Genomic DNA, 1,581 nt, shown 5'->3' with positions numbered 1-1,581 from the left:
TCCCCTCGCCCGAGGCGGGCGACGACGTGACGCGCGACCCGGCCGCCACGCGCGAGGCCGGCGCGGCACCGGCGGTCCCCGAGCCCGCCCGCGACCCCGAGGGGCCGCTGGTGCTGGTGTGCGACGACGACCCGGTGATGCTGGCCACCGTCGAAGAGATCCTGCAGGGGTGGGGCTACCGTACCGTGGGGGTGGCGGACGGCGAGTCGGCGCTGCGCGAGGCGGCGCGCATCCGCCCCCGCGCCATCCTGCTGGACATGATGATGCCGGGGATGAACGGCTCCGACACGCTGCGCGCGCTGCGCCGCGGCCCGGAGACCGCCGACATCCCGGTGGTCATCCTGAGCGCCGTGAAGCCCATGCCCCGCGTGCAGGAGCAGCGCGACGTGGTGGAGTGGGTGGAAAAGCCCTTCGCCGAGCAGGGGCTGCTCCATGCGCTGGAAGAGGCCGTGGCGCGCCGCGCCCGTCCCCGCCGGGTGCTGGTGGTGGAAGACGACCCCGACCTGGCGCGCCTGCTCACCGACATGTTCGGGCGCCACGGCATCGAGGCCATGCACGCCGCCACGGGGGTGGAGGCGGTGGAAACCAGCCGCACCAGCCCGCCCGACATGATCGTGCTGGACCTGGCCCTGCCCCACGGCGACGGCTTCTGGGTGGTGGAGCGCCTTCGCGGCGCCGGGCTGGCCGGGGTGCCCCTCGTGGTGTACTCCGCCCGCGACCTGGACGAGGGCGACCGCGAGCGCCTGCGCCTGGGCCACACCGAGTTCCTCACCAAGGGCCGCCTTCCGCCGGAAGACTTCGAGCGGCGGGTCGTCACCCTGCTGAACAGGATCGCGCCCGCGCGACGAGCCGAACCCGATGAGCCACACGCTGCTGCTGGTTGACGACGAAGACGACATCCGCGAAGTCGCCCAGCTTTCGCTGGCGATGACCGCCGGATGGGAGGTGCACACGGCCTCGTCCGGGGCCCGGGCGCTGGCCGCCGCGCGCGCGCTGAAGCCCGAGGCCATCCTGATGGACGTGATGATGCCCGACATGGACGGGCCCACCACGGTGCGCCACCTGAAGGCCGATCCGGAGACGGCCGGCATTCCCGTGATCCTGCTCACGGCCAAGGTGCAGGCCTCAGACCGCGCCGCCTTCGAGGACCTGGGCGTGGTGGGGGTGCTAGCCAAGCCCTTCGACCCCATGGCGCTGGCCGACGAGGTGGCGGCCGTGCTCGGGTGGTGACCGCCGCGTGAGCCCCTCTCCCGCCGCCGTCCTGGTGGCCGGGCTGCCTCCCGACGTTCCCGGGTGGCTGGCCCGCCGGCTGGGCGGCGCCAGCGTGCACTTCCTTCCGGCCGCCGCCGAGGCGGCCGAGGCGCTGCGCGCGTCGCGCTTCCAGCTGGCCGTGGTCGACGCGGCGCTGCTGGAGCCCGCGGTCGTCCAGGCGCTGGCCGGTCGCGGGGCAGACGGCCCGGCGCTCTTCGTCACCGCGCCCGCCGGCGCCCCCGGCCCCGGGCTCGCGGCGCTGCTGGCCACGCTCAAGCCCACGCGCGTCTTTCACCACCCGCTGGACCGCGAGGGGCTGGCCCGCGAGGC

The 1,581-nt window shown here is 75.1% G+C and carries 2 protein-coding genes and 1 pseudogene; all 3 read left to right on the top strand.

Features of this window, described 5'->3' with window-relative positions; all coding sequences use genetic code 11:
- The coding region (locus VIB55_RS14490; RefSeq protein ID WP_331877367.1) for a response regulator at positions 1-884 on the top strand (884 nt) is incomplete at its 5' end.
- On the top strand, positions 859-1,230 hold the full coding sequence (locus VIB55_RS14485) for a response regulator (protein WP_331877366.1): 372 nt from the start codon (positions 859-861) through the stop codon (positions 1,228-1,230). The genes VIB55_RS14490 and VIB55_RS14485, both read left to right, overlap by 26 nt.
- A 7-nt stretch (positions 1,231-1,237) precedes the next feature.
- A pseudogene (locus VIB55_RS14480) lies at positions 1,238-1,581 on the top strand (hypothetical protein); the annotation flags it as partial.

It is taken from the genome of Longimicrobium sp. (assembly GCF_036554565.1).
Taxonomy (GTDB): domain Bacteria; phylum Gemmatimonadota; class Gemmatimonadetes; order Longimicrobiales; family Longimicrobiaceae; genus Longimicrobium.
This window is presented reverse-complemented; position numbering and strand designations above follow the sequence as displayed.

Excerpts from the sequence above, each read along its gene's own strand:
- VIB55_RS14485 (WP_331877366.1), top strand. The coding sequence starts at position 859 with ATGAGCCACACGCTGCTGCTGGTTGACGACGAAGACGACATCCGCGAA.